The organism is Thalassospira sp. (assembly GCF_048059015.1).
GTDB lineage: Bacteria > Pseudomonadota > Alphaproteobacteria > Rhodospirillales > Thalassospiraceae > Thalassospira.
In genome coordinates, this window is record NZ_JBLLNT010000002.1 from 463,775 (window position 1) to 488,097 (window position 24,323).

Sequence of the window (24,323 nt, forward strand, 5' to 3'; positions counted from 1 at the left end):
GATACGTCTTCAAAAAGCGTCCGGAATTGGACAGAGACTGACAAATTGCCGCGATTTTGCGGTTTTAAGACCACCGGACACAACCGGTTGGCCAGAATATAATGACGATACTCGAAAGGAAGTCTGGTTTATGACCATCGCTGATGAAGCACTATTCTCGACCGGCGAAGATTTTGCCGCTCTGCTTGCTGAAACCCTCGGTTCTGAAGACGAAGGTTTCGTTGGCCGCGTAATGACCGGTACGGTCGTTAAGAAAACTGACGACGACGCAATCGTCGATGTCGGCCTGAAATCCGAAGGCCGCGTTCCGCTTAAAGAATTTGGCGCAGGCGAAGTAAACATTGGCGACACCGTTGATGTTTATGTCGACCGCTATGAAAACAAAGATGGCCTGATCGTTCTGTCGCGCGAAAAAGCGCGCCGCGAAGAAGCATGGGTTGAGCTGGAAAAACAGTTCTCCGATGGCAAACGCGTTGACGGCACCATCTTTGGTCGCGTTAAAGGCGGCTTCACTGTTGACCTGTCGGGCGCTGTTGCGTTCCTTCCGGGTTCCCAGGTTGATATCCGTCCGGTTCGTGACGTAACCCCGCTGATGAACAACCCGCAGCCGTTCCAGATCCTGAAAATGGATCGTTCGCGCGGTAACATCGTGGTTTCGCGTCGTGCAGTTCTCGAAGAGACCCGTGCAGAACAGCGTGCTGAGCTGATCCAGAACCTCCAGGAAGGTCAGGTTCTTGACGGCGTTGTCAAAAACATCACCGATTACGGCGCGTTCGTCGATCTCGGCGGCGTTGATGGCCTGCTGCACGTTACCGACATCGCTTGGAAACGCATCAACCATCCGTCTGAAGCACTTCAGATCGGCCAGACTGTTAAAGTTCAGGTTATCCGCTTCAACAGCGAAACCCAGCGTATCTCGCTTGGCATGAAGCAGCTTGAAGCTGATCCGTGGGAAGGTGTTGAAGCCAAATACCCGGTCGGTTCGAAATTCGAAGGTCGTGTCACCAACATCACCGATTACGGCGCATTCGTCGAACTCGAAGCTGGTGTCGAAGGCCTGGTCCACGTTTCCGAAATGTCCTGGACCAAGAAAAACATCCACCCGGGCAAAATCGTTTCGACCTCGCAGGAAGTCGAAGTCATGGTGCTCGACGTCGATGCACAGAAGCGTCGTATCTCGCTTGGTCTCAAGCAGTGCACCTCGAACCCGTGGGATGCATTCCTTGCAGCTCACCCGGTCGAGTCCGAGATCGAAGGCGAAGTCAAGAACATTACCGAATTCGGTCTGTTCATTGGCCTTCTGGGAGGTATCGACGGTATGGCTCACCTCTCGGACCTGTCATGGGACCGCGCTGGTGAAGAAGTCATCAAAGAATACAAAAAAGGCGACATCGTCAAAGCCAAGGTTCTTGACGTTGACGTTGAAAAAGAACGCATCTCGCTCGGCATCAAACAGCTTGCTGGCGATCCGTTCAAAGAAGCAGTTACCGGTATCAAGCGTGGCGAGACCGTCACCTGCGAGATCACCGAAGTTAACGATGGCGGCATCGAAGTTGCTGTTGGCGACACCGAATTGAAAGGCTTCATCCGTAAAGCTGAGCTGGCGCGTGAGCGTTCTGAGCAGCGTCCGGAGCGCTTCGCAGTTGGTGAGAAAGTTGACGCACGCGTTACCGCAATCGACGCCAAAACCCGTAAAGTTTCCCTCTCTGTCAAAGCTCTTGAAGTTGCTGACGAGAAGAAAGCAATGGCGGATTACGGCTCTGCTGACAGCGGTGCATCGCTCGGCGATATCCTCGGCGAAGCTCTGCGCAAAAAGCAGGAAGGCGGCGAATAAGCCACCCTCCGAAGAAATACAATCTGCAAGCTTGCAGATTGACGAGACGGGTCGCGCATTGCGCGGCCCGTTTTCTTTTGCGCGGATCAAACGCGCTGATGGGTTGTCACTGCGTGTTTCCTTGGCCCGGATGCCCGTCATTTGACGACTGTTTGTCGTTGTGGGCGATGCTGCCTTATTAGCGGTGTCTGCTTGGGCTATGTCGCGGATATTGCAGGGCAATATTGTATATCATCGGCCTTTTTGCCCCGATTTCTCTGCGATCCTGAAAATTATCGCCCATTTTCGCGAAAATTTTGATTTTAAACGCTTTTTGTTCTTGCCTTCTGGTCCGAGAAAAACCATTTGAAAAGGCAGGTTTAAGGGCATAGCCCCGCCTAAGTATTTGATTGAACAATTATAACCGGGACACCTTGATGGCGCTTGATGCCGATATCCTGCTTGATCGACGCCGATTGAAGAAATCCGTCTTTCGCTGGCGTGTGATCGCAGTGATTGCTGTACTGGCCGTGATCGTTATTGGTCTGGCTGGCACAGGGATCAAGGACGGTGTCATGGGCGGTCTTGGCCCGAAAGTTGTCGAGATCAATATTGAAGGCGTGATTGCCGAGGACCCCTATCTGCTTGAGGCGCTTGAGGCGATCGAAGATGACAGTGACGTCGTGGGCGTGATTGTCCATATCAACAGCCCGGGCGGCACGATGGTCGGTGGCGAGACGCTGTTTGAAGCGCTGCGCCGGATTGGCGAAACCCGCCCGATCGTTGCTGAAATGGGTACTGTGGCCGCGTCTGGCGGGTATATGACGGCAATTGCCGCCGATCACATCATTGCGCGCCGTGGCACGATCACCGGATCCATCGGCGTGATCTTCCAGTCGATGAATTTTAACGGCACATTGGAAAAGCTTGGCGTCGAACCGCTGACAGTGAAAAGCGGTCCGCTTAAAGCAGCACCCAATCCGTTCGAACCCATTGATGATGCTGCAAAAACGGCCATGCAGGGCCTGATTTCCGACATGTTTGACGTGTTTGTTGGCATGGTTGCGGAACGCCGCGATATGCCCGTGGACGCCGTACGTACCTTGGCAGATGGCCGTGTCTTTACCGGACAGCAGGCACTTGCCAATGGATTGATTGATGAAATTGGAGGCCGTCGTGAAGCCTTACGCTGGCTTGAAGATAAAGCTGGTGTCACGCCGGAAGCGGACGTCGTGCCGCTTGAAATTGAGTACCCGGAGGACGATTTGATGAGTGCACTTCTTGAGGGGAACCTTGGAAAAGTGCTGTCATCTGAGGGGCTTAAACTTGACGGTTTGCTGGCTGTCTGGCAACCTGAGTAAGAGTTACCCAAACATATAATCTAATTCGCGGTTGAGTGAGACTATCAGCACGAACAGGATGGGGCCTGGAAATGACGAAATCAGAATTGATTGCCCGGCTTGCTGAAATGAATCCGCATCTCTATCAGCGAGACGTCGAACGGATTGTTGCAACGATCTTTGACGAAATCACCGACGCGCTTGCCCGTGGAGACCGGGTCGAGCTTCGCGGATTTGGTGCTTTCTCTGTCAAACAGCGCGATGCGCGTGTTGGTCGCAACCCGCGTACGGGTGACGCTGTCCCCGTTGGCGAGAAAAAAGTTCCCTATTTCAAAACCGGCAAACAGCTCCGCGAGCGTTTGAACTGATTTCCTCCGCGTGATGGATTTCTGACCGACAAGCAGGCTTTCGCCAGCCCAAAAAATTGTTTCTACGATGACGCCACCGGGTTTATCCCCGAACACGTGTCACGGGCGTCTTGGCTTTTGCCTGCTTCTTGCCCCATACTAACGGTCTGATTATCAAACGTGACCTGTTGTCTGATCACGGTATCGAGCAATTCGCCTCTGATGCCGGATCTGGCACAAGGAGCTAAGAATGCGCTTCCTTTACTGGATTATCTCTATACCGCTGGCCGTTCTGATCGCGGTATTTGCCGTTTCCAACCGTACTGCGGTGACCCTTTCCTTGTGGCCGCTGCCTTATGAAGTCGACCTGCCGCTGTTTTTGCCAATCATGGTGGCATTGCTTCTTGGTCTTGGGATCGGTTTTGCCTTTGAATGGATGCTTCAGGGCAAACATCGTCGCGCAGCACGGCGCATGGATAGCGAACTTAAACGCATCAAAACCGACGATAGCACACCCAAGGCCGACCAAAAGGCACTTGGCCATAGCGGCTGAAATACACTGCTTAAATTAAGGGCTCCTGATTCAGGGGCCCTTTTCATTTTCCGCAGATTATTGCTTTGATCGGTTTGCGCATGGGCCCATGCAGTTAGCCAAGGTGATTTGGCGTTGGCCTTTGTGGATAAATCGGCTAAGCCATGTCCGGTCCGCAGTCACACTGGATGTGACAAAGCAGGGCCATGACCCAATGCCAGCCCGCCGGAGGACATCATGACCCAGACCCTTTCCCCGAAAGACCGCATCTTTTGCGCAATTGATACCACTGACCTTGATCACGCGATCAAGCTGGCATCAAGCCTGTCTGGTGTTATTGGCGGGGCAAAGCTTGGCAAGGAGTTCTTTGCGGCCCACGGCCCGCAAGGGGTCAAGGCAGTTGCCAAGGCTGGCATGCCGATCTTCCTGGACGTCAAATATCACGATATCCCAAACACGGTTGCCGGTGCCATTCGTGCGGTTACCCCGATGGGTCTTAAGATCGTAAACGTCCATGCCTCTGGCGGGATCGAGATGATGAAGCGCGCCGGTGATGCCGCACGCGAAGCCGCCGACAAGGCAGGCGTTGAAGTGCCTTGGGTGATTGCGGTGACCATCCTGACCAGCATGGATCAGGGTGATCTTGATGATGTTGGCCTGAAAGGCCCGATTGAAGACCGTGTCGTGAAACTGGCAGAGCTTACCAAAAAGGCCGGTCTTGATGGCGTTGTCTGCTCGGCCAAGGAGATCACCCCGGTCCGTAACGCGCTTGGTGCTGATTTCAAACTGATCACACCGGGTATCCGTCCGGCCTGGGCGGCAAGCGATGATCAGAAACGTATTGTCACTCCTGCTGATGCGGTTGCTATGGGCAGTGACGTTCTGGTCATTGGTCGTCCGATTACCAAGGCAGACGATCCGGTCGAAGCAGCAAAACGGATCGTGTCCGAGCTTTCCTGATCAGACGACGCAGCGCACCAAACCTTGCGCCAAAGCTTTCAAACCCGACCGTTCTGACACGGTCGGGTTTTGCGTTTCTGGCCGGGTGCAAGCTTTGACGCGAATGCATACAGCCATGCAGATTTCGCGATGGTTTTATGGTCCTGATTATCTGAGAATTGAATCGTTTCAAAAATTGGTGCATGATGCCTATCTCGCACATGCACAAAACAAGGATCGTTTGAACCGGTCCTTGTTGCTCAGGACATTTCTGACATGACAGTTACCGCCACCAGCCGGGGTTTCCTCGGTAATTTCCCGATTCTGGCACTTGCGCTGGCATCTTTTGGCATCGGAACCACCGAGTTTGTCATCATGGGTCTTCTGCCGGATGTGGCACTTGATCTTGGTGTCAGTATTCCTGATGCCGGTTTGCTTGTGACGGGCTATGCGCTTGGCGTGACCTTTGGGGCACCGTTCCTTGCGATTGCAACTGCACGGATGGATCGCAGACGTGCGCTTTTGCTGCTGATCTCGATCTTTATTCTCGGCAACTTCCTGTGCGCGATTGCGCCTGATTATTGGCTTTTGATGGCGGCCCGTGTCGTGACTGCATTTTGCCATGGTGCGTTCTTTGGTCTTGGTGCGGTTGTTGCCGCAAACCTTGTTCCGGCCCATAAGCGGGTGCAGGCAATTGCCCTGATGTTTTCGGGCCTAACCCTTGCCAACGTGTTGGGTGTGCCGTTTGGCACCGCGCTTGGTCAGGAACTGGGATGGCGGTCGACCTTCTGGGCGGTAGTTGCGATTGGCGTTCTTGCCGCGATTGCGCTTTATCTCGCCCTGCCGCGCAAGATTGCCGCATCGACCGGTAGCCTGCTTGCCGAAGCCAAATCACTTGGCAAGGTACAGGTCCTGTTTGCCATGCTGATTTCCGTTCTGGCATCGGCCAGCATGTTTAGCGTCTTTACCTATATCACCCCGATGCTTCAGGAAATCACCGGCATTTCCCCGCGTCAAGTGACCTATGTCCTGCTTCTGTTCGGGGTTGGTTTGACAGTGGGCAACTATATCGGCGGTCGTCTGGGCGATTGGCGTCTGATGCCTGCGATCATCATCGCCTTTGTCATGCTGATCGTGATCCTGGCCCTGTTTACGGAAACCCTGACCTCGATCATTCCGGCTGTTATCACGGTGATGCTTTGGGGTGTTGTCGCTTTTGCCCTTGTCTCCCCGCTTCAAATGCGTGTGGTCAATGAGGCGTCCGAAGCCCCCAATCTTGCCTCAACCCTGAACCAGGGTGCGTTTAACCTTGGCAATGCCGGGGGGGCCTGGTTTGGCGGTTTGGCAATCACGCATGGCGTTTCCTATCAGCATATCCCCTGGCTTGGTGCCGGGATTGCGGTTCTGGCCTTGCTGTTTACGGTCTGGAGCCACCTGCTTGATCGCGGTGATGAAGTCTTTGCTCAAGGCGGTGCCAGCGCCTGATCGGTGATGCCGCGAAATATGAAATACAAAACCCGTCAGCCATTCGGTTGACGGGTTTTCTTTTGCCTTCAGGCAAGCGTCTTGTTAGCCGATCCAGTGACGGACCTGATCAAAAGTCTGGCTGATGGTTGATCCATATTGATCAATGATCAGCTTGATCGAGATGGCAATTGAGGTCACGACAAGAAGCGGTCGGACAAGGCGTGCGCCAACCTTCATCACCAGATGCGATCCGATCTGTGCACCAACCAGTGCACCAACCGCCATCACCCCGCCAATCACCCAAACGACTTCGCCGCCGGCAATAAACATCACAAGCGATGCGAAGTTTGATGTGAAGTTCAAAACCTTGGTGTGTGCGGTTGCCTTGGTCATGTTGAAGCCAAGCAGGGCGACAAAGGCGATCGAAAAGAACGATCCGGTACCCGGACCAAAGAAGCCATCATAAAACCCGATGCCAAATCCGGCGGTAAAGGCAAAGGTGCCTTTGCTGATCAGCTGATGCGCATCAAGATCACCAACGCGTGGTGAAAACAGGAAGTAAAGCGCAATCAGGATCAAAAGACCCGGCAAGATCGTCATTAGGATGCCCGGATCAAGCATCTGCACCAAGACAGTACCAACTGCTGATCCGGCAAATGTCAGGACGATCGCCAAGACCATGTCACGCGGATGCACGTGACCCTTGCGGATAAAGTTCAGCGATGCGGTGAAACTGCCAAAACTTCCCTGAAGCTTGTTGGTGGCAAGTGCTTGCGCCGGGGTGAGACCCGCCCAAAGCAGGGCCGGAATGGTGATCAATCCGCCGCCGCCGGCAATGGCATCAATGCAGGCAGCAATGGCAGCTACCGCAAACAGGATCAATAAGAAATCAATTCCAAATTCCATGGGGTGGCTTTCATGGGTTTGGAAACCGCAAAGGTGGGGCAACGCGGTTTCAGTTTATATCGGCAGACAGATCGGATGGGCCGGACTGCCAGATCAATAGAATGTCGACATCATATTGCTTTGGCATAGCGCGTCCAGTCGAAGATGTGCCGCAACGCGCATGCGTGTTATGTTGTTGATCAAGGGACATATTCGGGGGAAGACGCATGCATGTGCTGTTTGTTGTGCTGGCATTGGTTTTATGGGGGCCGCCAGAAGCAAAGGCCCATGAGATCAAGACATGTAAATGTGATGAGGGTTGCTACACCGACGAGGTCAGCAATCTTGTTTGCAATCGTGACAAGGCGCGATTTTCCGCCAATGGTCTTCCCGATCCATCCCATCCGGTCATGACCGGTATTACCGCGAGTAATCAGCAATTTCCCGCCGCACATGATTTTGATTTTGAAATCATCCTGAACCCGACTTTGGCGGCAAAACCGACCCCGACCGAAGCAGGCCCGGCTGGTGTTGCGATCAATGGCGTGCCGATCTTTGATCCATCAACCCAGGGGCCGGTCAATGCCGCCACGGGCAAACGCCCGAGTGCCGCCGAAGCAGGCGAGCTTGATGAATGTGGTGGTCATGCCGGGCGTGGTGATGATTACCATTACCACATTGCGCCGAAATGCCTGATTGATGACCTTGGCAATCAGTGGGTCGATATCGACAAGAAGCCGGTTGGCTATGCCATGGATGGATTTCCGATCCTGGCGCTGGGCTGGTTTGATCCGGCTAATTCGGTCGAAGCCCTGCTTGATGCCTGCCGCGGCATGAAGGATGACAAGGGATCGTATTTCTACAATGTCGAAACCAAGCCGAGCTGGGATGTGTTGAATTGCCTGTCGGGCACACCGCGCGGCTTTGCCAAGGATCGCTGGACCCCGCGCAAGGATCGCACCGGGGCCGAAATTGTTGGATTGCCAATTCCTTTTGAAATCACATCAAGCAGTGCGGCTGCCTATGGCAATGATATGTGCCGGGTCATGACCGGTACTTTGCGCGGGGAACAGTTGCTGCAAACCAACGGCACGACCAAACGCATCAATGCCGAAGATGGCGCACTGTTTTATTGCAATCAGGCTTGTTATGGCCTGTTCTTTGAGGCGGATCGGAAATCGAACATTCGCGGTCGGGCGATCTATTACGATTACATCACCGATGGTTGCCCGTCCGGGTTCAATGCCGCATCGATTTCAACCTTTGCCCCCTACGAAGGACCTGCTCAAACCCGCAAGGGTCCCGCAGGAACCGGCAAGGGCGGACCCGGTGCCGGTCCAGGTGGCGGGGGAAATGGCGGTCCGGGCAATGGCCCGCCCCCAAACCCGAACGGTCCGCCACCGCGCAGTTGAAATTGATCCTTATTTTGCAGGGCAATCTGGTCTAGAAAGTGGAACGCATTCCTTTAGATGAGTTCCAGATATGCCTGAATTGCCTGAGGTCGAAACAGTTACCCGTGGTCTGACCCCCGTAATGGAAGGTCATATTGTGGATCATGTGGTGCAGCGCCGCCCGAATTTGCGGTTCCCGTTTCCAGACGGGTTTGTCGACCGAATGGCGGGACGTCGCATCAATCAGCTGACACGTCGGGCTAAATACATTCTGGGTCATCTTGATGATGGTCAGGTTTTGCTGATCCATCTGGGCATGTCCGGGCGCATGACCATCCATAATGATCCGGCTGTACCCGTTCCCGCACCTGAAAAGCACGATCACGTTGATTTCGTCATGCAGGGCGGGGCCGTTGTGCGGTTCAATGACCCAAGACGCTTTGGCGTGATTACCCTGATCGAAGCGGGCGAAGTTGCCAGCCACAAGATGCTGGCAGACATTGGTCCGGAACCGCTTGGCAATGCTTTTAATGCCGCGGTTTTGGCCGAGGGAAATCGCACGTCGCGCAAGCCCGATCAAAACCGTTTTGTTGGATCAGAAACTGGTTGCGGGTCTTGGCAATATATATGTCTGCGAAGCTCTGTTCCGGTCTGGTATTGCGCCCGATCGCCTGGCCAAGGACCTTAAGGCGGGCGAGATTGATCGACTGTATCGCGAGATTCGACTGGTTCTTGAAGATGCTATTGCGGCGGGCGGATCCAGCCTGAAGGACTATCGCCAAAGCAATGGCGAGCTTGGCTATTTCCAGCACAATTTCCGTGTCTATGGGCGCGAGGGCGAGGCCTGTGTGGCGGATGGTTGCGAAACCACCATTGAACGCATCGTTCAGGGCGGGCGTTCGACCTTCTTCTGCCCGACCTGCCAGAAATAGGCTGTGCGCCGCCAAGTTTGAGGTGGATTACCTTGGCTGTTACACGGTTGGTTGCGGGTCGTGGTTAAAATCGGTAAAACAGTATCAAAATATGGTTTCACGCAAATCGACCCGGTTTTCCATCGGGTTTGATGCGAAAAAAGGATCACACGCATGTCATACGAGAACATCATCGCCGAGAAGAAAGGCAATGTCGGGCTTATCACGCTCAATCGTCCCCAGGCGCTCAATGCGCTTTGCGAAGCACTGATTAATGATATCGGCGCGGCACTTGATGATTTCGAAACTGATGAAAACATCCGTGCGATTGTCATTACCGGATCGGAACGGGCCTTTGCGGCCGGGGCCGACATCAAGGAAATGGCCGACTACGACTATATGGATGTCTATAAGAACGACTTCATCACCAAAGGCTGGACCCGTGTGGCAAGCTGCCGCAAGCCGACCGTTGCCGCGGTCGCTGGATTCGCATTGGGTGGCGGCTGTGAAATGGCGATGATGTGCGACATCATGATTGCGGCAGACACCGCAAAGTTCGGTCAGCCGGAAATCACCATCGGTACCATACCCGGTGCGGGCGGTACCCAACGCCTGACGCGCGCGGTCGGCAAGGCCAAGGCAATGGAAATGTGCCTGACCGGTCGCATGATGGATGCCGAAGAAGCCGAGCGTTCCGGACTGGTGGCGCGAATCGTCCCGGCCAACTCGCTTTTGGATGAAGCCATGAAATTGGCGGAAAAGATCGCCTCCTTCTCGGGCCCGGTATCAATGAAGGTGAAGGAATCGGTCAACAAGGCCTATGAAATGACCCTGACCGAAGGCCTGATGTTTGAGCGTCGCGAGTTCCATTCGACCTTTGCACTCGAAGATCGGGCAGAAGGCATGAAAGCCTTCGCAGAAAAGAGAAAAGCTGATTTCAAGCACCGCTGATTGTGTGCTGATCGAGTTTAGTTGACCCCTGATTCCACCGATGCATATCTGCGTTGCAGCTCAATTAAGTCCTGACCCGCAGAAAATGAGGCATTCGGGCGGCATCGGGGGTTGACGAGGGTTTCGGACAGAGCTATAAGCCGCGCTCCGAATTACGTAACATTTGTTTTAAGAGACAGGTTCGCAATGGCTCACCATAAATCGGCCAAGAAGCGCATTCGCCGCAACGCCGCCCGTGCAGAAGTCAACGGTGCACGTATCGGTCGCATTCGTACCTTCGTTAAGAAGGTCGAGGCTGCGCTGAACGTTGGCGACAAAGATGCTGCTCTGGCTGCGATGAAAATCGCCGAGCCGGAAATGGCGCGCGGCGCACAGCTTGGCGTTCTGCACAAGAACACCGTAGCTCGCAAGGTTTCGCGTCTGACCGCTCGTATCAAAGCGATCTAATTTATCCCTTATGGGATGGCAAGTCGAAGGCCGCACCTTTGGTGCGGCCTTTTCGCTGCCCGGATTCCGGAGAATCACCTTTTGTTCTTTGATTCCGCGGGTGCAAGAAACCGCAGAAAATAAGGACCGTTTTGGTGCCGAAATCCTTTTAACGTTCTGTTAAAGATCGCCTTGCCTGATGTGGGTCGCATCAGTACAGTGTTTGGACTTCTCTGACCGCGCAAAGCGGTCCGTGACGAAGAACCAAAAAAACAAAAGGCGCGAGTACGCTTCCAAGATTTTGCGGAAGACCAGCGTGTTGATCACCAAGGTGACCAACGCGATAAAGTACTATTTTGTCTTTTGCAGTCTTGATTGTGTTGAGTTTGGGATAGCGGGGAAAGGTTCTTACAGTGCAGCACGCCGTGAGGGGAATGCAATCTACACTCGGTCAGGGGATGCCGGGTGAGCAGCAGGCAGCACTTGATGATCATGTCGTAGCAACTTGGCAAGTCGTTCGCGAAAAGCTGCGCGCCGAATTTGGCGCAACGGCATATCGCTATTGGCTTGAACCAGTTGCCTTGATCGGTGTTGAAGCCGGTGTTGCCCGTCTGGGTGCGCCGACCCGCGCTATGCGTGATTGGGTCACCCAGCACTATCTCGACCGTATCCAGGCCTTTTGGCACGCCGAAGACGCCAATGTTCATTTCGTAGAGATCAACATCATCTCCGTTTCGAGCGGTTCGGCTGCTTCTGCAACCAGCTCGGCTGCCCCAGCCGCAAATTCCCAGAGCGCTCATCCGTCCCAAGCCAAGCCGAGTTCCAAATCTGCGTCAGCTGAACATATCGCTGTTGCCGAAGCACCGTGCCAGCCGCAGGCATCGGGCCGCACTGCCATTGCCAGCATGTCTGATGATGGCATTTCCGCTGCCCTTGATCCGCGCTACACCTTTGATAACTTCGTGATCGGCAAACCGAACGAGTTTGCCTATGCCGCGGCACGCCGCTTGGCAGAGGCCGAATCGGTTCCGTTCAACCCGTTGTTCCTGTATGGCGGTGTTGGTCTTGGTAAAACCCACCTGATGCATGCGATTGCCTGGCATATCCGCCGAACCCAGCCGCACCGCACGGTGATTTACCTGTCGGCCGAAAAGTTCATGTATCGCTTCATTCGTGCGCTGCGCGACAAGAACACGGTTGATTTCAAGGATCAGTTCCGTTCGGTCGATGTTCTGATGGTCGATGATGTTCAGTTTATCTCGGGCAAGGATTCGACCCAGGAAGAATTCTTCCACACCTTCAATGCGTTGGTTGATCAGGGCCGTCAGATCATTGTCTCGGCCGATAAGTCGCCATCCGATCTTGAAGACATCGAAGAACGCCTGCGGTCGCGCCTGGGATCGGGCCTTGTGGCTGATATCCACGCAACCACCTATGAGCTGCGTCTTGGTATTCTCGAATCCAAGGCGGAGCGTCAGGGTGTTGAACTTCCGCAGCGTGTGATGGAATTCCTCGCTCACAAGATCACGGCCAATGTCCGTGAGCTTGAAGGCGCGCTTAACCGTGTGATTGCGCATTCGCAGCTGGTCGGTCGCGAGATCAGCCTTGAGATGGTTCAGGACGTCCTGCATGACGTTCTGCGCGCATCCGAACGCCGTGTGTCGATCGAAGAAATCCAGAAACGCGTGGCCGAGCATTTCAACATCAAGGTCTCGGACATGCATTCCGCCCGCCGTGCGCGCGCAGTTGCCCGTCCGCGTCAGGTGGCGATGTATCTGTCAAAACAGCTGACGACACATTCCCTGCCGGAAATTGGTCGCAAGTTTGGCGGGCGTGATCACACCACGGTCATGCATGCGGTGCGCAAAATCGAAGAACTGCACAGCTCCGATCCATCGCTTTCCGAAGACATCGATCTTCTGCGCCGGATGCTTGAAGGCTGATCTGATCGGTCTTTCGGTCGGGTAAATCTTATCGGGAATCCGCTAGTTCATTCGGCGGATTCCAGGTTGGTTTTGGCGCAAATTTCCCCCTGAAATGCATCAACAAAACCGCAAGTCGCGCAGGCTGCGCGGCTTTGCGCGTTTTTGGCGTGATTTGGTGTGGCAACTCCTTTTATTTGCTTGGGTTTAAGCCGTAAAAATCCTTCGGTTTCGTGGCATGCATGTTATAATGCGCGTTCCTCACCCGGAAGGGTGGGGGTCAGGTGAGAAAACTGATTAAAAAACAATTTGTTAAACGAATACTGACAGACGGATAGGACGGGCATGAAGCTGACCATCGAACGCGCGGCGCTGTTGAAATCGCTGACCCATGTTCAAAGTGTCGTTGAACGACGCAACACCATTCCAATTCTGTCCAATATTTTGCTCCGGGCAGAGAATGACCGCCTCTCGCTGACGGCAACGGACATGGATCTTGAAGTCATCGAGACCACCACGGCCGAAGTCTCCGAGGCAGGTGCAACCACCACGCCGGCTCACACCCTTTACGAGATCGTCCGTAAGCTTCCGGATGGCTCCCAGGTGCAGATCGCACTGGAACCGGGTGCAGGTCGTCTGACGCTTTCTGCGGGTCGTTCGAAGTTTAATCTGGCGGTTCTGCCGGTTGATGATTTCCCGGTTATGTCCGGTGGTGATCTTCCGGTCAGCTTCGGTCTTGCTGCTGCAGAACTGCGCGGCCTGATTGATCGTGCGGAATTCGCGATCTCGACCGAAGAAACCCGTTATTACCTCAACGGTATTTATTTCCATGCGACCGACGCTGAAGGCACAAAAATCCTTCGCGCTGTTGCGACCGACGGCCACCGTCTGGCGCGCGTCGAAGCGCCGCTTCCAGATGGTGCGGAAAACATGCCGGGCGTTATCGTTCCGCGCAAAACCATCGGCGAGTTGCGCAAGTTGATTGATGAAACCGGCGAAGCGGTTGATATCACCCTTTCGGATACCAAGATTCGCTTTGGCTTTGGCAATGCAGTTCTGACCTCGAAGCTGATCGATGGTACCTTCCCGGATTACGAACGCGTGATTCCGTCGGGCAATGACAAGACCCTTGATATCGAGTGCAAGGGATTTGCCGATGCGGTTGATCGTGTCTCTGCGATCTCGATTGAAAAATCACGTGCGGTCAAAGTGGTCCTGTCGGGCAATACCCTGACGCTTTCGGCATCCAGCCCGGAACACGGCACCGCGTCCGAGGAACTTGAAATCAATTACGATGCCGAAGATATCGAAATCGGCTTTAACTCGCGCTATCTGCTCGACATTGCCAAGCAGGTTAAGGGCGATACCCTGAACCTTCTGATGTCGGACGGATCAAGCCCGACCATTCTGCGCGATACCGATGACCTTTCGGCATTGTACGTTCTGATGCCGATGCGTGTTTGACGGTAAGCACGATCAAGCTGTGGCTGCTCTTGCCAATAACCTCATGCCAAAAGACGGGGCGTCGATGACAAACCGTCTTGCAGTTTCCCGTATCCAGCTCAGTGAATTTCGCTGTTACGAAAGCTTGCGGCTGTCGTTAAGCAGCGCCCCTGTGGTTCTTACCGGGCCAAATGGCGCCGGGAAAACCAACCTGCTCGAGGCGGTCTCGCTTCTGGCACCAGGCGGCGGGTTGCGTCGGGCAAAGCTTGGTGAAATTGCGCGCAATACGCCAGCAAAACCGAATGGCACACCACGTGCCTGGGCGGTTTCGGCTGAACTTGAAACACCTGATGGTGCCTTTCAGGTTGGAAGTGGCCTTGACCCAGCTGCCCTTGAACAGGGGCGTGAACGCCGTGCGGTCCGAATTGACGGGCAGGCGCAACGCGGTCAGGCGGCCTTGGGAAGGGTATGTGCAGCCGTTTGGTTGACACCGCAAATGGATCGACTGTTTTTGGATGGTCCATCGGCACGCAGGCGCTTTTTGGATCGACTGGTTTACGGCCTTGATCCCGATCACAGCAGCCGCGTTGCCGCCTACGAGCATTCCTTGCGCTCGCGCGCCAAGCTGCTCAAGGAAGGCAAGGGCGATGATAAATGGCTCGCCTCGATCGAAGATTCGATGGTGCGTCATGGCATTGCTGTTGCGGTTGCGCGCGCGGAATTGCTGGCGCGGCTGAGCCGTGCAGGAACAATGGCCATCGGGCCATTTCCGGCCGCGCGTCTTGCGCTTGCCGGTGACCTTGAAGAATGGCTGGAAACCTGTCCGGCGATCGAGGTCGAAGACAGAATGCGGGCTGCATTGCGTGATGGACGAAAACGCGATGCGACCTATGGCGGGGCAGTGGTTGGTCCGCAACGCAGCGATTTGCTGGTTTGGCACGATGCAAAGGGCCAGTCGGCAGATCAATGTTCCACCGGGGAACAGAAGGCGTTGTTGCTGTCGATCATCATGGCCAATACCCGCCTGCAAACAAAGGCACGCGGGGCTGGCCCGCTGCTGTTGCTTGACGAGGTGGTTGCGCATCTGGATGCAGAACGTCGCAAACACCTGTTTGACGAAATCGTGGCGCTTGGTGTCCAGGCCTGGATGACAGGTACGGACCGGGCGCTGTTTGAAGGTTTGGACGGTCGTGCGCAATTCTTCCGCGTGGAAGATGCCACATTGTCCCTGGAAACCACTCCGTGAATGCCGAGGTTGTGACGCTATGACCAACGAAACAGAAACTCCGAACACCGCCGAACCGGCGCAGGAGTACGGTGCAGAATCGATCAAGGTTCTCAAAGGCCTTGAAGCGGTCCGCAAACGTCCGGGCATGTATATCGGTGACACCGATGACGGAACCGGTTTGCACCACATGATCTATGAAGTCGTCGATAACGCGATCGACGAAGCGCTGGCCGGTCATTGCGACACGGTTTGGGTGCAGCTTAACGGCGACGGTTCGGCAACGATCCGCGATAACGGCCGTGGCATTCCGACCGACATGCACAAGGAAGAAGGCGTTTCCGCCGCCGAGGTCATCATGACCCAGCTGCATGCTGGCGGTAAGTTCGACCAGAACTCCTATAAGGTTTCCGGTGGTCTGCACGGCGTGGGTGTTTCGGTGGTGAACGCGCTCTCGACCCTGCTGAAACTGCGCATCTGGCGGAATGGCAAAGAACACTACATGGAGTTCTCCGGTGGTGATGCGATCAAGCCGCTCGAAGTTGTCGGCGATGCGCCGCTTACGGCCGATGGCACGCCGCTTTCGGGTACCGAAGTCACCTTCTATCCGGATGGAGAAATCTTTACCCAGCTCGAATTTGACCTGGCAACGCTTGAGCACCGCTTGCGTGAACTGGCCTTCCTGAACTCGGGCGTGATTCTGACGCTGCGCGACGAACGCCATGGCGAACCGGTTGAAACCAAGCTTCATTACGAAGGCGGTATTCGCGCCTTTGTCGAATATCTCGACCGTAACAAGGCACGCCAGATCGAAGAATCGATCAGCATCGAAGGCGAAAAAGACGGCATCACCGTTGAAGTTGCGCTTCAGTGGAACGACAGTTACCACGAACAGACCCTTTGCTTTACCAACAACATCCCGCAGCGTGATGGTGGGACGCATATGGCTGGCTTCCGCGCCGCCCTGACGCGTCAGATCAACAACTACGCGCAGGAAAGCGGTATCGCCAAAAAGGAAAAGGTTGCTCTTTCCGGTGATGACGCCCGTGAAGGCCTGTCATGCGTGATTTCGGTCAAGGTTCCCGATCCGAAATTCTCATCTCAGACCAAGGACAAACTGGTTTCGTCCGAAGTCCGTCCGGTTGTTGAAAACATCGTCAATGACAAGCTTGCCCAGTGGCTTGAAGAACACCCGGCCGATGCGCGCAAGATCGTCACCAAGGTGGTCGAAGCCGCATCCGCCCGTGAAGCGGCCCGTAAGGCGCGCGAACTGACGCGCCGTAAAGGTGCGCTTGATATCTCGTCCCTTCCGGGCAAGCTTGCCGATTGTCAGGAACGCGATGCGTCCAAAGCCGAACTGTTCATCGTGGAGGGTGATTCCGCAGGTGGTTCGGCCAAACAGGGTCGTGAACGTGGTTTCCAGGCGATCCTGCCGCTGCGTGGTAAGATCCTGAACGTCGAACGCGCGCGGTTCGATAAGATGCTCTCAAGCCAGGAAATCGGTACTCTGATCACGGCGATGGGGACCGGTATTGGTCGCGATGATTTCAACATCGAAAAGGCCCGCTACCACAAAATCATCATCATGACTGACGCCGACGTCGATGGTGCGCATATCCGAACCCTGCTTCTGACCTTCTTCTATCGTCAGATGCCCGAACTGGTCGAACGTGGCTATCTCTATATCGCGCAGCCGCCGCTCTATCGTGCAAAGCGCGGGAACTCGGTCCAGTACCTCAAAGACGACCGCGAGATGGAACAATACCTGACCGCGCAGGGCACCGAAGAAGCCGTTCTCACCCTTGCCGGTGGTCAGCAGCTTGCGGGCCCAGATCTGGTGCGTGTGGTTGAACTGTCGCGTAAGGCCAAAGGCCTTTTGGCACCGCTTTCCATCAAATTGCCGATCTCGGTTCTTGAACAGGCAACCCTTGCTGGCGCGCTGAACCCGGCATTGCTTGATGACGATGCAAAACGTCTTGAAGCAGCCCAGACGCTTGCCCAGCATCTTGATAGCCTTGAAGAAGATTTTGATCGCGGCTGGCATGGTGAAGCAACGCTTGATGAGATTGTTCTATGGCGCATGCTGCGCGGCGTTGAGCAGCGTCACGTGATTGATGGCAACATCCTGCGTTCGGCCGAGGCCCGCGCGATTGCCGGTATCCTTGGTGAACTGCGCGAGCTGTTTGAAAAAGGTGCGGAATTCGTTGCCAAGGACAAGACCTGGAAGATCAATGGTCCGGTCGATCTGGTCAACGCGGTCATGGAATTTGGCCGTCGCGGCATTTCTGTTCAGCGCTATAAAGGTCTGGGCGAAATGAACCCGGATCAGCTTTGGGAAACCACGCTGGACCCGAATGTGCGTTCGCTCCTGCAGGTTAAAGTCAATCATGCGGACGAGGCCGAAGAAGTCTTCTCGACCCTGATGGGTGACGTGGTTGAACCACGCCGCGACTTCATTCAGTCCAACGCGCTGAAGGTTGCGAACCTCGACGTTTAAGTATTCGCTCATTGTGTGAATTAACTCATAAAATTGGAAACGCGACGCATAATTTTAGAATCTGTGACGCATAAAATTAGAACGAGCGGAGCAAGTTCAAGTGAATGCTATGAATTCGCTCTGCTCGTACTTAACCGCTGAGATTTGTTGCATCTGGGCGTCTGGTTAAGTTAAAATCTCTCCAACAACACCCCCCACGCTTAGCCTGCAGTTCTTAGGAACTCAGTGATGCGCCTCTTGGGGGGTTATTTTTTGCCAAAATCGCGAGTTGTTTTGGGTTTTGCCTCTTCCATGAAATTTATTCACGTCATAATGTGAGCCGAATACGGTGATTAATCGGCTCACGAGGGGGTATTGTGATGGGCAAATGGAACTGGCAGCATGGCGACTGGCCCAACTTCACTTGGGACAGGCAGCAGATCCAGGCTCGCTTACCCTCTGTTTGTCATAAGCAGGGATACGTGGCAGGATTGGTCAACTCCCTGAACTGCACCCAAGCCTTAATCACCAAAGCACTCACTGAGAACATTGTTGCGTCTTTTACAATTGAGGGTGAGCGCCTCGATGCAAATGTTGTAACCGATGAAATCGAGCGCGGCTTTGATCAAACCATCTCTCCCGAAAAAGCCAAGAGTGTCGGTCTCCTAGAGGCAAACGCTGCTGCTTTGATATCAAACGTTTTTGATGAGCCGTCTGAAGGCCTTACTCGGCATCGGTTAGGGGTGTGGCAGCGCTGCATGTTCGAGAGGACGTACTCATCGACTCAAATCGGGCAGCCTGCAACATGGCGAACCGAAGATATCAACGTGGTTTCTGGTGGAAGCGGCGACCGGAGAATTCATTTCGAAGCTCCTGACGCATCACGCGTCGCAATTGAGATGGAAACATTCCTTACCTGGTTCGCTTCTAGCCGAGAAGCCAAAGAAATAGACCCTGTCTCACGTGCAGCTTTGGCACATTTGTGGTTCGTGACCGTGCATCCGTTCGATGACGGCAATGGCAGGAGCTCACGCGCTGTTGCTGATTTGGCACTGTTTCAGTCAGACAAAAATGCTGTCTTGTACCCAATGGCTCCTTACATTTTAGCCGACCGTGAGAACTATTACCGAGTGCTGCAGCGAACTCAGTCTTCCGGTTTGGACATAACGAAATGGATGGTTTGGTTTTTCAAAACTTTGGAAAATGCGCTCGATGGCGCAATAACGAGATTAAGCTGGAGTGTTGAAGCGAATAGCCTTGTGGCGATGCAGCCAGAAAATCGGCTTTCGACGCAACAAGTTAGAATTCTTGTGAAGATGCATGATGATCCGGATCAAACTGTCATAAGTGCATCACAATATGCTGCAATTAATAACGTCAGTAAGGCGACGGCTACACGTCACCTTACCGATCTAGTAGCCAAAGGCTATTTGCGTGTCTGTGGCGGAGGCGGGCGTTCCAGACGATACTGTTTGGCGAGCGTCTAGGCCTACACCATCCCGAAATCAGGAATGCCTTGGCGCATGATCTCGCGAAGGGTCAGAGAATAGCGGGATGGTCGGTTATCACCTTTAGGTCGACGGAGAACGCGAATGTCGCTGCTCCTCTCATCGACTTCGATGATGCCAACCTGATCAATCCCAAGAACATCGGTTGCGATGATAATATCTTCAGTTGACCATCGGAACGAGCTGGATCGGCAAAGCCATACATGCCGGAAAAAGCTGGAACGGTAGTCTATGTCTGACAAAAGGTTCTGGAATCCCAGCTTGTTTTTTAAAGGTGACCCGGTCAAGAACATGAAGCCGTCAACCAATTGCAGGGCGCCGTCTTCACTACAGCGAATTCCAACTGCATCAATGCTGACAAACTCGAATTCATACTTCTTGAAATAGATGCTGACATCCTCGCCCCCATACAATTGGGACTTGTGTTCATCAATCAATGCGAGTGCCTCTTTCCGGTGGAAGAAGCTTCTCGGCATTACGAACGGTGTGGATGACGACGACGAGTGCCTTCGGTTTGTTACTTCGCTGAGGATTTCTTTGATGCGAGTAACCGGGACGCGCTCGTTCCGCATCTTACCCAACAGTTCGATTGCAACATCTGCGTCAGCGCTGTGTATGCGCGCAAACAATTCAGCCGAGTGAAAATGACCCAGGACATCAAGCAAGTCATTTGGCTCGGCTGATTGCGGACCGAGAACTTCTTTCAATCTCGTCTTTTCCCGTTCAGCAATTGTAGTGCAGCGAATCAGCGTTGAGCGCATTCGTTGCAAGGCATTCCGGGTGTAGGCAGTTTTCTTTGCAAGCATCTCCCAGAACTGCTCTTTATTCGCAGCATATTGTTTGCCGACCGGCGTTTTTTCGATTTGGTTGATGATTGATGCGATCTGCGTCCACGGCATCCGACGGCCTCGGGCATCATCCAGTTCTTCAAGCAATTCATCGAAGGAATGAGCATTCATTGCAGAGTGTTTTCCATGCTTTAAAGTTCTTTCAATAACCAATAGCAGAAATTTTTTGATTGTGCAAAGTTGATTCGAGTCATAATATGCCACGAAGCATAACGTGGATTGTGAATGATGTTTGATCTCCATGCACAAAGAAGCCGCAAGATTGTCCATAGGACAACACATCGCGTCGTTGGACGCTCGCCAAGTTTAAAATCCAATCGGGTCGTCCACTGGGAATCCCAGTTGGAACGAGACATGATCCGATTGCTGGAGTTTGATCCGGCCGTTCTCTCATATCGGGAGCAACCTGAACCGCTGACGTATTACGAGGGTGGTAGAAAGCGTAAATACACTCCCGATTTTATTGCGGAAATGATCTCTGGCGTAACTGTGTTCGAAGTGAAGCCCAGTGATCAAGCCAACACCAGCCCACTAAGAGAGCGCCTCTTGGCTTTCAAAAAGCAGTATGCTGAGCAAGGCATAAGCTATCTCGTTATGACAGACCGAGAAATTCGAAAGGAGCCGCGCCTTTCAAATGTCATCAAGCTCTTACGCTACCAGAGAGAAATCGTCAGTGCTGAAAACAAGGATATCATCTTTGACGCTGTAGGCAGTGACGGTCAGACGCTGGGTGGATTGCAGCTGTATGTTCATAAGCAAGGCGTGCAGGTAACCCAGATATATGCACTCATTTCCCAAGGCATCCTTACCATTGATATCAACCAACCGATCAATGATCCCGATGCTCCGATCTATTTACGGAGTGCCTCATAATGGTCGCAGTCCGCATAGGCTTGGGTACTGAAATCTCAGTAGGTGAAACGATCTACGCCGTTCGTAGATGTTTGCACGGGGACATTCTGCAGCTTGAAGCCGAACACGATGGACATCTGGTGAAGTTACCAAGAACGGACTTGGCGTCATCCGTTGTCAATGGTGAGGCGTCGATCCTTGTTGGCGATCGCAATAAAATGATCGCTAAACAGCAAGATCTGAGTGCACTTACAGAGAAAGAGCAGGATGAACTTCGTCGACGATTAACTTACGTGAAATTGGTCGAAAAGCCGCAAGTTGTCGCCAGCGGTGTGGCTTTGATGAAAGCAAGTATTGAGCTTGGTTCAAGGCAACTCGGTGACCCAAAACCACCCTCCGTCGCAACCCTTTACAATTGGTGCAAGCTTTATCGACGATCAGGCGGAGATGCTGCATCGTTGGTACCGCAGTCAAAACATCGGGGAAACAGGAAACGGCGCTTTGGTCCTGAAGTCCTGGAAGTTCTTCAGAGCGTCATAAACGAGCGTTTCCTGGTTACCTCTAGACCCAGACCAACAGATGTTTATTCCGCTGTTGTGGTTGAGATTAACCGTTTGAATGCTCGTCGTTCACGTTTTGATCAACTGGCGGTCCCGACCCTTCGAACACTCTATCGTGAAATCGATAAACTCGAGCCCTACACCTTTCTCAAGGGACGGTATGGCAAATACATTGCTGAAAAGGAAACGCGACACGTGGGACAAGGTGCATTTTCTTCTCGTCCGCTTGAACGGGTCGAGATTGACCATACTTTGCTTGATATCATCGTATATGACCCTGAATTAGACATACCTCTGGGGCGACCGACGCTTACAATCGTCATTGATCATTTCTCGCGATTGCCACTTGGTTTTTACCTTGGCTTCGAGGCTCCAAGCACAGCCAGCGTCATGATGGCTCTTCGTAGTGCTATTGGCACCAAGGAATGGGTCAACGAGAAATATCCGGACATCGACGGAACATGGCCCTGTTACGGTGTACCTGAAATGTTGGTCACGGATAACGGCCCGGAGTTCCATTCCAAAGATCTGGAAGTAGCGTGCGCTCAGCTTGGGATTACCATCCAGCACAACAAAGTAAAGTCTCCATGGACAAAAGGTGTTGTGGAGCGAATTTTTGGCGAGATTAACCGATCTTTGTTGTGTGACGCTCCGGGCAAGACATTTCACAACAAGGACGCTCGTTCCGAGAATGATGCGGTTGGAGAGGCGAGTGTTCCTGTCGCAGTTCTTGAGCATGTGCTGTGCAAATGGATTGTCGAAGTTCATGCGAAACAAATGCACAGCGGTATTCAGGCGATACCGATGGAGCGATGGGTGGATGGTGTTGAGGATTATCCGCCAAGGCTCATTTCGGACCACGAGGACCTGAATGTCCTTCTTTCTTGCTTCAGAGAGGTTCGGAAAATTCATCCCAAAGGGATCGTCATCGAAGGCATTTGGTACAATTCCAGAAGGCTGACCGAGCTACGCAACAGCTCTCCGAAAGCTCTTCATGTGGATATGAAGCTTGACCCAACGAACCTGAGCAAAATCCACGTCCGAGATCCTCGGAACAATAACTATTTCGAAGTCCCGGCCCTTGATCAAAATTACACAGCAGGCTTGGGACTATGGCCGCACAAAATCTTGCGGAAACATCTGAGAGCGCTTGGATCACGTCAAGTCGATGTCTTGGAAAGAGCGACGGCGAAGGAACAAATTCATGCACTAATCCACGAAACGTCCAAGACGAAGAAGAGAAAGCGGACGACCAATGCAAAAATTGCACGCTTCCTGGAATCGTCAGGGATGGTGCTCAAGCAGGACAATGCTGAGATAACCAGTTTGGTCGAGCCAGAGGCGTCATATGAAATTTCCTTCGAACCGTTCTCGCCCAATGAAAACGAAGGGACTTGTGACGAATTTACCGAAGAAGACGACCTTCTTGCAGATGGCATGCTCAGAATTCAATCTGCTGGAAGGGATGAATGATGAACAGCTCAGTTGATCCAGCGAAGCTAACCGGAATCAAACAGGTCATGGATGATGTGCTCATTCGTCATCGCTCTTTTAAAACAGCGTTAGCACGCCTTGATGAATGTATGCAGTCTTTTACCGGATACGGTGAGCCGGTCTGTATGCTTCTTCATGGCCCTGCTGGCGTTGGAAAGTCGACGGTCGCGAAAGCCTTTTTGGCCGAGAATAATCCCTATGACGCTGATGACCGAAGGGTAATTCCAGTGCTGAATGCCGTTATCCCGGTGCCGGCAACCATGAAAAACATGGCGACTGAGCTTCTTGATAAGCTGGGGGATCCACTTTCAGACCGTGGCACACTTGAGCAACGCACCAAGAGGCTTCGCAAGCTCTTGAGCGAATGCAGAACCAAGCTGATTATATTGGATGAATTCCAGCATTTTATCGATCGGAAAAGTGATCGGGTCATTCTTGATGTTTCTGACTGGCTAAAGAATTTGATCTCCAACACATCAATCCCGGTGGTGTTGGTCGGGCTGCCATATTCGTTGAGTGTATTGTCTGCCAACGAACAATTGATGCGTCGCTTCAGCTACCAAACGGAGTTGTCGCCGTTTGATTGGGAAGACAAAGCAGACCGTTCTGAGTTCACAAAGATCCTAAACGCCATTGATGGCAAATTGGCTTCGGTCTTGGGGGGAAACAGTAACCTGAAGGACCAGAATGTCCGTTGCCATGCGGCGACAAAGGGCCTGATCTCACTGTTGATCAAGCTGATTTATGGTGCTGCTTATGAGGCAACCAAAGCTGGAGGCACCTCAATTACGCAACAGCACCTGGCGCAGGCCTTCAGGGCGCGCTTGGTGCCTGATCGGAAGGTACCTAATCCATTCCTTGATTCTTGGAAGGGTCAGAAAATAGACCCCCTTCCAGAAAGCCGTCACTTGCACATTGAGGGCTGCATAGCATCACTTCAACCAGTCTCGCGAAGCATGAAACTCAACGACACACTCTCAGCGCGGTGATTTG

General features: G+C 53.3%; 19 protein-coding genes and 1 pseudogene. 18 read left to right on the forward strand and 2 right to left on the reverse strand.

Going from position 1 to position 24,323, the window contains the following annotated elements:
- The first annotated feature begins 130 nt into the window (after nucleotides 1–130).
- The 6 genes from rpsA (at nucleotide 131) to ACMZ66_RS02910 (ending at nucleotide 6,456) form a co-directional block, all read left to right on the forward strand.
- Nucleotides 131–1,834: a 30S ribosomal protein S1 gene (rpsA, locus tag ACMZ66_RS02885; protein WP_416934233.1), complete on the forward strand. Its 1,704-nt coding sequence runs from the start codon at nucleotides 131–133 to the stop codon at nucleotides 1,832–1,834.
- Between the two features lie 416 nt (nucleotides 1,835–2,250).
- Complete coding sequence (gene sppA, locus ACMZ66_RS02890) at nucleotides 2,251–3,174, forward strand: signal peptide peptidase SppA (RefSeq protein ID WP_416934235.1); 924 nt, start codon at nucleotides 2,251–2,253, stop codon at nucleotides 3,172–3,174.
- Between the two features lie 71 nt (nucleotides 3,175–3,245).
- Nucleotides 3,246–3,521 (forward strand): integration host factor subunit beta, encoded by a 276-nt coding sequence (ihfB, locus tag ACMZ66_RS02895; RefSeq protein ID WP_044830114.1) that lies wholly within the window; start codon nucleotides 3,246–3,248, stop codon nucleotides 3,519–3,521.
- A 229-nt stretch (nucleotides 3,522–3,750) separates the two neighbouring features.
- Nucleotides 3,751–4,053 (forward strand): LapA family protein, encoded by a 303-nt coding sequence (locus ACMZ66_RS02900; protein ID WP_416934237.1) that lies wholly within the window; start codon nucleotides 3,751–3,753, stop codon nucleotides 4,051–4,053.
- Nucleotides 4,054–4,269: 216 nt separating this feature from the next.
- Complete coding sequence (gene pyrF / locus ACMZ66_RS02905; protein ID WP_416934239.1) at nucleotides 4,270–4,992, forward strand: orotidine-5'-phosphate decarboxylase; 723 nt, start codon at nucleotides 4,270–4,272, stop codon at nucleotides 4,990–4,992.
- Nucleotides 4,993–5,247: 255 nt separating this feature from the next.
- Entirely contained in the window at nucleotides 5,248–6,456 is a 1,209-nt protein-coding gene (locus ACMZ66_RS02910; protein ID WP_416934241.1) for an MFS transporter, read from the forward strand.
- A gap of 84 nt (nucleotides 6,457–6,540) precedes the next feature.
- Here the strand turns inward: ACMZ66_RS02910 and ACMZ66_RS02915 are convergent, their stop codons facing one another.
- Nucleotides 6,541–7,344, reverse strand: a complete 804-nt coding sequence (locus tag ACMZ66_RS02915; protein ID WP_416934243.1) for a TSUP family transporter — start codon at nucleotides 7,342–7,344, stop codon at nucleotides 6,541–6,543.
- Nucleotides 7,345–7,550: 206 nt separating this feature from the next.
- Between ACMZ66_RS02915 and ACMZ66_RS02920 the strand changes: the two genes are divergently transcribed.
- The 9 genes and pseudogenes from ACMZ66_RS02920 to ACMZ66_RS02960 all read left to right on the forward strand — a co-directional run bounded on the left by ACMZ66_RS02920 (nucleotide 7,551) and on the right by ACMZ66_RS02960 (nucleotide 19,555).
- A complete protein-coding gene (locus ACMZ66_RS02920; RefSeq protein WP_416934245.1) occupies nucleotides 7,551–8,735 on the forward strand; it encodes a YHYH protein in 1,185 nt (394 codons plus the stop codon).
- Between the two features lie 70 nt (nucleotides 8,736–8,805).
- A pseudogene (gene mutM / locus ACMZ66_RS02925) lies at nucleotides 8,806–9,646 on the forward strand (bifunctional DNA-formamidopyrimidine glycosylase/DNA-(apurinic or apyrimidinic site) lyase).
- Nucleotides 9,647–9,799: 153 nt separating this feature from the next.
- Nucleotides 9,800–10,576 (forward strand): enoyl-CoA hydratase, encoded by a 777-nt coding sequence (locus ACMZ66_RS02930; protein WP_416934247.1) that lies wholly within the window; start codon nucleotides 9,800–9,802, stop codon nucleotides 10,574–10,576.
- A gap of 186 nt (nucleotides 10,577–10,762) precedes the next feature.
- Nucleotides 10,763–11,023, forward strand: a complete 261-nt coding sequence (gene rpsT, locus ACMZ66_RS02935) for a 30S ribosomal protein S20 (RefSeq protein WP_416934249.1) — start codon at nucleotides 10,763–10,765, stop codon at nucleotides 11,021–11,023.
- Nucleotides 11,024–11,436: 413 nt separating this feature from the next.
- Nucleotides 11,437–12,945, forward strand: a complete 1,509-nt coding sequence (dnaA, locus tag ACMZ66_RS02940; protein WP_416934251.1) for a chromosomal replication initiator protein DnaA — start codon at nucleotides 11,437–11,439, stop codon at nucleotides 12,943–12,945.
- A 324-nt stretch (nucleotides 12,946–13,269) separates the two neighbouring features.
- Nucleotides 13,270–14,388, forward strand: coding sequence for a DNA polymerase III subunit beta (dnaN, locus tag ACMZ66_RS02945; protein WP_416934253.1), 1,119 nt, complete (start codon nucleotides 13,270–13,272; stop codon nucleotides 14,386–14,388).
- 64 nt (nucleotides 14,389–14,452) lie between these two features.
- On the forward strand, nucleotides 14,453–15,613 hold the full coding sequence (gene recF / locus ACMZ66_RS02950; RefSeq protein WP_416934608.1) for a DNA replication/repair protein RecF: 1,161 nt from the start codon (nucleotides 14,453–14,455) through the stop codon (nucleotides 15,611–15,613).
- A 19-nt stretch (nucleotides 15,614–15,632) separates the two neighbouring features.
- Nucleotides 15,633–18,089 (forward strand): DNA topoisomerase (ATP-hydrolyzing) subunit B, encoded by a 2,457-nt coding sequence (gene gyrB / locus ACMZ66_RS02955; RefSeq protein ID WP_416934255.1) that lies wholly within the window; start codon nucleotides 15,633–15,635, stop codon nucleotides 18,087–18,089.
- A gap of 359 nt (nucleotides 18,090–18,448) precedes the next feature.
- On the forward strand, nucleotides 18,449–19,555 hold the full coding sequence (locus ACMZ66_RS02960; RefSeq protein WP_416934257.1) for a Fic family protein: 1,107 nt from the start codon (nucleotides 18,449–18,451) through the stop codon (nucleotides 19,553–19,555).
- 2 nt (nucleotides 19,556–19,557) lie between these two features.
- Here ACMZ66_RS02960 and ACMZ66_RS02965 read toward each other — a convergent pair whose 3' ends face one another.
- Nucleotides 19,558–20,694, reverse strand: coding sequence for a hypothetical protein (locus tag ACMZ66_RS02965; protein ID WP_416934259.1), 1,137 nt, complete (start codon nucleotides 20,692–20,694; stop codon nucleotides 19,558–19,560).
- An 84-nt stretch (nucleotides 20,695–20,778) separates the two neighbouring features.
- On the opposite strand from ACMZ66_RS02965, the gene ACMZ66_RS02970 reads away from it, so the two are divergent.
- Genes ACMZ66_RS02970 through ACMZ66_RS02980 form a run of 3 tightly spaced genes read left to right on the forward strand, consistent with a single transcriptional unit; the run spans nucleotide 20,779 to nucleotide 24,319 of the window.
- A complete protein-coding gene (locus ACMZ66_RS02970; RefSeq protein WP_416934261.1) occupies nucleotides 20,779–21,297 on the forward strand; it encodes a TnsA endonuclease N-terminal domain-containing protein in 519 nt (172 codons plus the stop codon).
- Nucleotides 21,297–23,309 (forward strand): Mu transposase C-terminal domain-containing protein, encoded by a 2,013-nt coding sequence (locus ACMZ66_RS02975; protein WP_416934263.1) that lies wholly within the window; start codon nucleotides 21,297–21,299, stop codon nucleotides 23,307–23,309. The genes ACMZ66_RS02970 and ACMZ66_RS02975 overlap by 1 nt, the downstream gene beginning before the upstream one ends.
- Nucleotides 23,306–24,319 carry a TniB family NTP-binding protein gene (locus ACMZ66_RS02980; RefSeq protein ID WP_416934265.1) on the forward strand — a complete coding sequence of 338 codons (1,014 nt, stop codon included), beginning with the start codon at nucleotides 23,306–23,308 and terminating at the stop codon, nucleotides 24,317–24,319. The genes ACMZ66_RS02975 and ACMZ66_RS02980 overlap by 4 nt, the downstream gene beginning before the upstream one ends.
- Nucleotides 24,320–24,323 lie beyond the last annotated feature (4 nt).